General features: G+C 62.4%; 5 protein-coding genes. 3 read left to right on the forward strand and 2 right to left on the reverse strand.

The features are described 5' to 3' along the window. Window positions 1–89: 89 nt before the first annotated feature. The 3 genes from NKH80_RS21470 (at window position 90) to NKH80_RS21480 (ending at window position 5,050) form a co-directional block, all read left to right on the forward strand. Window positions 90–1,250 (forward strand): MFS transporter, encoded by a 1,161-nt coding sequence (locus tag NKH80_RS21470; protein ID WP_352993332.1) that lies wholly within the window; start codon window positions 90–92, stop codon window positions 1,248–1,250. Between the two features lie 95 nt (window positions 1,251–1,345). Further along, window positions 1,346–3,415 (forward strand): prolyl oligopeptidase family serine peptidase, encoded by a 2,070-nt coding sequence (locus tag NKH80_RS21475; RefSeq protein ID WP_352993334.1) that lies wholly within the window; start codon window positions 1,346–1,348, stop codon window positions 3,413–3,415. A 255-nt stretch (window positions 3,416–3,670) separates the two neighbouring features. Further along, a complete protein-coding gene (locus tag NKH80_RS21480) occupies window positions 3,671–5,050 on the forward strand; it encodes an aspartate aminotransferase family protein (RefSeq protein ID WP_352753450.1) in 1,380 nt (459 codons plus the stop codon). Window positions 5,051–5,368: 318 nt separating this feature from the next. On the opposite strand, the gene mmsB is transcribed toward NKH80_RS21480, so the two are convergent. Both mmsB and NKH80_RS21490 read right to left on the reverse strand, forming a co-directional pair. Continuing rightward, entirely contained in the window at window positions 5,369–6,253 is an 885-nt protein-coding gene (gene mmsB / locus NKH80_RS21485) for a 3-hydroxyisobutyrate dehydrogenase (protein WP_352706010.1), read from the reverse strand. Between the two features lie 58 nt (window positions 6,254–6,311). Then, complete coding sequence (locus tag NKH80_RS21490; protein WP_352993345.1) at window positions 6,312–6,611, reverse strand: four helix bundle protein; 300 nt, start codon at window positions 6,609–6,611, stop codon at window positions 6,312–6,314. Between the last annotated feature and the right edge of the window lie 75 nt (window positions 6,612–6,686).

The raw sequence follows: 6,686 nt of genomic DNA on the forward strand, positions 1-6,686 counted from the left end.
CGCCAGCCTCTTGATCGCGTTCCGGCTGGCGCAAGCGGTTTTCCTTGCCGGTGCTTACCGCGACGGAACCGAAACGCTAATCCTGCATCATGGACCGGGCGGTACAAAGCAGCGGCGAAATAGGGCAATGGGCGGCGATCACCGGCGTGATCGCCACCGTCTCGGTGTTCGCCATCGCGCAAGGGCTGAGCTATCCGCTGTTGAGCTTCATCCTGCAGCGCCAGGGTGTCTCGCCGGCCATAATCGGCCTGTCAGCGGCAATGACGCCGATCGGCTTCATCGTCTCGTCGCCGCTGGTTCCGGCGCTGGCGCGGCGTTTCGGGGCAGGGCGCACCGCGCTTACGTGCGCGGCACTTTCCGCGCTGGTGCTCGCGCTGATCGGCTGGACCCAAAATGTCTATCTGTGGTTTCCGCTGCGCTTTTTGATCGGCGCCGTCACCAACCCGCTCTACGTGCTGAGCGAAGTCTGGGTGATCGCACTGGCGCCGCCGGCACGCCGCGGCCGCGTCATGGGCATCTATTCGACCATCATTTCGGCGGGCTTTGCGGGGGGGCCGCTGTGCCTGCTTGCGGTCGGCACCGTGGGATGGCCGCCGTTTCTGGTCGGCATCGGCGCATTCCTGTTTTGCGGCGCCTGCCTCGCCTCGGTGCTGGCACGGCTGCCCAAGGTCGACGAGAGCGGGTACCGGGTTTCGGTGCTGGGGTTCGTGCCGCAGGCGTGGCTGCTGTTATCGGCGGTGATCGTGGCCGCCGGTTTCGAACAGGCGGTGCTCGCTTTGCTGCCGGTCTACGGAACACATTATGGCATTGCGGAAGCGCGCATGTCGGCGCTGCTGTCAGTGATGATCGCCGGCAACATCGCTATGCAGGTGCCGCTCGGCTTGTTGGCGGAACGACTGACGGCGCGGCTGGTGCGGTTCATCTGTGTTTCGATGACGGTGCTGGGATGCGCGCTGCTGCCGGTTCTCATCGAGACGCCGCTGATCTGGCCGTGCGTCTTCGTCTGGGGTGCGGTTTCGTACGGTATCTACACGATGTCGATCATCGAGCTCGGCGAGCGGTTCACCGGCTCGGCACTGGTCGCCGGCAATGCCGCCTTCTCTTTGATGTGGGGCATCGGCGGCATCGCCGTGCCGCCGCTGGCGGGCAGCGCCATGGATGTTGTTGGCGCCGGCGGCCTGCCAATGACGCTCGGTGCCATTTGCCTGGCGCTGGCAGTTGTAACGGTCATTCGAAGACGGATGGCGTGAATGCCAGAAAGCCGCCGTTTCTGACGAACGACTTGAATATAAGCGGCCCCATGTCGATCTTGGCTATGCCGCCGCCCGATTCAACCGGAGACCTCATGACCAAATCGAATACCAAGGGCCAGCCGGGTTCACCGGCCGAAGACCCGTTTCTCTGGCTGGAGGACAGGAGGAGCAAGCAGGCGCTCGACTGGGTGCATCGCCAAAATGCGATCACGGTCGGGGAGCTGCAGGGTGATCCGTCCTATCAGACGTCGTTCGAGACGGCGCTCGACCTGATGACGGCCGAGGATAACATCGCCGTCGGGGCCGCTATCAACGGCTATGTCTATAATTTCTGGCAGGACCGGACGAACGTACTCGGCCTCTGGCGGCGCACCACGGTCGCGTCCTACAAGACCGACAAGCCGGAATGGCAGACGATCATCGACTTCGATAATCTGGCGGCGAAAGAGGGGGTGAAATGGGTGTTCAGCGGCGCCAGTCGGCTCTACCCCGACTTCAGCCGCTGCCTACTCAACCTGTCGCCGGATGGCGGCGATGCCAGCGAGATGCGCGAATTCGATATCGAAAGCAGGTCCTTCGTCGATGGCGGCTTTCGCGCTCCTGCCTCGAAGTCGAGCTTTAGCTGGCTGGACGAGGACACGGTTATGGTCTCCGCCGCTTTCGAGGAGGACGACAAGACCCAGTCCGGTTATCCGCGTGTGGTCAAGCTTTGGCGGCGCGGCACGCCACTGGAAGCGGCGACGCCGATCTTCGAGGCGTTGAAGCAGGATCTTGCCGCCGGCGGGTCCGTCGAATTCGACGGCAACAAGCGTCATGTCTTCCTCGCCCGGACCATCGACTTCTTCGCCTCGCACAGTTTCCTGCGGCTGCCATCGGGCGAAAACAGGCGCATCCCGTTGCCGGACGACGTCACCGATACAGCACTGTTCAAGGGCCAGTTTGTCTTCGGCGTGCGTACGCCATGGACGGCGCCGGACGGCACGCTGTGCAAGCCCGACGGGCTCTATTCACTCGATTTCGAGCGCTGGATCGAAACCGGGCTATTCGGATCCCTCGATACCGTGCTCGAGCCGGCGCACCGTATCTCGATCGCCGGTATTGCCCGCACGCAGGACCGGCTGTTCATCAATTTGATGGACAATGTGCGCGGCAAGGTCGTCGCCGGCAAGCGCAGCGACAGCGGCTGGGAGTTCAAGCCCGTGGCTTTGCCCGAAAACGGCAATGTCGGCATCAGCCATGCCGAGCATTTCGGTTCCAGCGTCTCCTTCTCCTTCACCGATTTCCTGACGCCGAGCTCGATCATCTGGTCGGACGACAACGCCGCGGGCCTGACAACGGTGAAGTCGCAGCCGGCGCGTTTCGATACGTCGTCGCTGGTCTCCGAACAGTTCGAAGCGCGCTCGAAGGATGGCACGATGATCCCGTACTTCGTCGTCAGGAGGCGCGACTTGCATGGACCCGTGCCGACATTGCTTTACGGCTATGGCGGCTTCGAAGTGCCGCTGCTGCCCGGCTATGCCAGCGTGCGCGGCAGGCTGTGGCTGGAGAAGGGCAATGCCTATGTGCAGGCCAACATCCGCGGCGGCGGCGAGTTCGGCCCGAACTGGCATCAGGCGGCGCTCAAGGCCAATCGCCAGAATGCCTTCGACGATTTCGCCGCGGTCGCGCAAGATCTGGTGAAGCGCGGTATCGCTACGCCCGCCACGCTGGGCATCCAAGGCGGATCGAATGGTGGCTTGCTGACCGGCGTCTCGCTGACCCAGCACCCGGAATTGTTCGGTGCAGTGATCATCGACGTGCCGCTGCTCGATATGCTGCGCTACACCGAACTGCCGCCCGGCGCGTCATGGATGGCCGAGTATGGCGATCCGGCGAAGCCGGAAGAGGCAGCCTGGCTTGCCGCCTATTCGCCCTACCATCATGTAGACACGGACGCAGCCTATCCGCCGGTGTTGCTGATGACCTCGACCGCCGACGATCGCGTCCATCCCGGGCATGCGCGCAAGATGGCGGCACGGCTGCAGGCGGCCGGCCACGGCAAGACGCTGTTCTTCGAGGAGACCGAGGGCGGCCATGGCGGACGCGGCGATCGGCGGCCGCAAGCAGCCCAGGCGGCGATGAAATATGTCTTCCTGCAGCGGGCCCTGACTGGCACCAATTGACTTGGCACCAATTGACCGGCGTCGCTTGACCGGCACGGCTTGAACTGAGGGCTCGAGGCAGCCTAAGGTACATGCATGGCTCGGCTGGCGAAATCGGGTTGCGCATTTGGGGTCGCGGTGACGCCGTCGCCGCGCACGCTTCGCGCCGAGCTGTTGCGGCTGTGCGCCCGCATCGGCTATTCGCCGCCCGCTGTCCTCTGACGAATCCGCCCCGGCGCAAAAGCTGCCGGATTGGTTCAAGAGGAAAGATCAGACATGACCTACCAGAATTATTCGCTGAAGCAGCTTCAGCAGATCGATGCCGCGCATCACCTTCATCCGTTCACCGACCACAAAGAGATGCGCGAGACCGGCTCGCGGATCATCACTCGCGCCAACGGGCCGTTCATCTACGATTCCGAAGGGACGGAAATCCTCGACGGCATGGCAGGGCTGTGGTGCGTCAATGTCGGCTATGGCCGCGACGAGCTGGCCGACGCCGCCTACGCCCAGATGAAGGAATTGCCCTACTACAACTCCTTCTTCAAATGCTCGACGCCGACGCCGGTTCTGCTGTCGAAAAAGCTGGCGGAGATCGCGCCAAGGCATATCAACCAGGTGTTCTACGGCTCGTCGGGTTCGGAGGCCAACGACACGGCGCTGCGCCTGGTCCGTCACTATTGGGTGCTGGAAGGCAAACCGGAGAAGAACCGCATCATCTCGCGCAAGATGGGCTATCACGGCTCGACCATCGCCGGCGCCTCGCTCGGCGGCATGGATTTGATGCACAAGCAGCTCGGTGGTGCCGTGCCCAACATCGTCCATGTAATGATGCCCTATGCCTATGAGCTCGCACTGCCCGGCGAAAGCGACCATGATTTCGGCCTGCGCGCGGCAAAAGCGGTCGAGGACGCGATCCTCGAAGCTGGCGCCGACAAGGTGGCCGCCTTCATCGGCGAACCGGTGATGGGGGCAGGCGGGGTGAAGATCCCGCCGATGAGCTATTGGCCGGAAGTGCAGCGCATCTGCCGCAAATACGACGTCCTGCTGATGCTGGACGAGGTCATCACCGGCTACGGCCGCACCGGCGAGTGGTTCGCGGCACAAGCCTTCGATGTCGAGCCCGACACCATCACCACGGCCAAGGCGCTGACCTCTGGCTATCAGCCGCTGTCGGCGCTGCTGGTCGGCGACCGCATCGCGGCGACGCTGGTCGAAAAGGGCGGCGAATTCTATCACGGCTACACCTATGCCGGGCACCCGGTGGCCTGCGCGGTGGCGCTGAAGAACCTCGAGATCATCGAGCGCGAGGGGCTGGTCGAGCGCGTCAGGAACGACACCGGGCCTTACTTCGCCAGGGCTTTGCAGGAACGTCTCGGCGGGCACGATCTGGTCGGCGAGGTGCGCTCGTTCGGGCTGATGGGAGCGATCGAGATCGTCAAGGACAAGGCAACCAAGGAACGCTTCCTGCCGGCCGGCAACGCGGCGGTGACCGTTCGCGACCACGCAATTGCCCAGGGCATGATGCTACGCGCCACCGGCGACACGATGATCCTGTCGCCGCCGCTGATCTGGACGCGCGAGACGATCGACATGGCCTGCGATCGTATCGCAAAGGCGCTCGATCTGGCCGAAGCAGATCTGCGCAAGCGGTGAACGACCGCCGGGCGTTCCATGTCGGGCGTCCGGCGATCGTCTCATTGTCCTTGAAGGATGCGAAACGCAAAAACCGCGCTCCATCGGAACGCGGCTTTGCCAGATACGCATGGCGCTTCGCCAACAATACACTTGCGAAACTAAAGGCGAAACTTACGGGCTCCGGTACGCGAGACCTGATCCGGAGCGCCGGGCGGATGTCCGCCTCGCAATCCGTTTTAAACGCATATCGTTACTGCAGGGTTAGCAAGAGCTTAAGCAAACCTAAATTTGCCGACTTTCCGCTTTGGGCAGATCGAAAACCTGTGAACTTGGAGCTTACGCCGGGTTACCACGGAGGAAATTAATGATGCCGGAAAAATCGGCACCGGCATTCCCTTGTGCGTTGAACAGCGCATAGAGCTGAGCTGCCTCGGCGCCGAGCGGCGTTGCTGCACCGATGCTCTGTGCGGCCTCCTGCGACAGTTTCAGGTCCTTCAGCATCAGTGCCGCCGCGAAGCCAGGCTTATAGCCATTGTTGGCGGGCGATGTCGGCACTGGGCCGGGCACCGGGCAATAGGTGGTCAGCGACCAGCACTGGCCGGACGAGGTCGAGGCGACGTCGAACAGCGCCTGGTGCGACAGGCCGAGCTTTTCCGCCAGCACGAAGGCCTCGGCAACACCGATCATCGAAATGCCCAAAATCATGTTGTTGCAGATCTTCGCCGCCTGTCCGGCGCCGTCGTCGCCGCAATGAACGATGCGGCCGGCCATCGGCTTGAGGATTGGTTCGGCCTTGGCGAAGGCATCCTTCGAACCGCCGGCCATGAAGGTCAGCGTGCCGGCCGCCGCACCGCCCGTGCCGCCGGAGACCGGAGCGTCGATCGACAGCAATCCGTGCTTGGCGGCGATGGCATGGGCCTTTCGAGCCGACTCGACATCGATGGTCGAGGAATCGATGAACAGCGCGCCTTTTTTTGCCTTGGACACTATGTCTGCGTAAACCGACAGAACATGCTTACCGGCTGGCAGCATGGTGATGACTGCATCGGCGTCTTTCACCGCTGCAACGGCGTTGGCCATGATGACGACGCCGTGTTCCCTGGCGATGACGAGGTTCTCTGGCGCCAGGTCGAAGCCGTGCACGGCATACCCGGCCTTGACCAGGTTGGCGGCCATCGGGTTGCCCATATTGCCGAGGCCGATGAAGGCGATGGTGGTCATATTGGCGCTCCCGTGGTGTGGGTAGGCAGTAGGCAGTAGGCGGTAGGCAGTAAGCGACCTATTCGGGCGCAAGTTTGTTAATAAGCTGGCGAAGCATTTTCCCAATGCCCTCGGTCGCTAAAAGCACGTGATAAGCTTGATCATGCGTAGCAAGGCCAATGCGTTCAGCGATCTGGAGGTGTGTCTCGAACTCCTTCAGCGATCCCTGGGCAATCCTAAGAAATTGCTGATAGGAGCCTCTGTTGTCTCGGCCGTAACCTTCCGCGATGTTTGCAGGAATAGAGGTTGCTGAGCGGCGGATCTGGCTGGTCAACCCATACAATTCCTCTTTTGGCCATGCCTTGGTCAGCAGGGCTATCGCATATGAGTGATGGCATTGATGAGATAGTCATCGTTCCAGGCGCATTTCTTGATGCGATGGCTGATGGGGACT

The organism is Mesorhizobium sp. M0904 (assembly GCF_040319475.1).
In the GTDB taxonomy this organism is placed as follows: Bacteria; Pseudomonadota; Alphaproteobacteria; order Rhizobiales; family Rhizobiaceae; genus Mesorhizobium.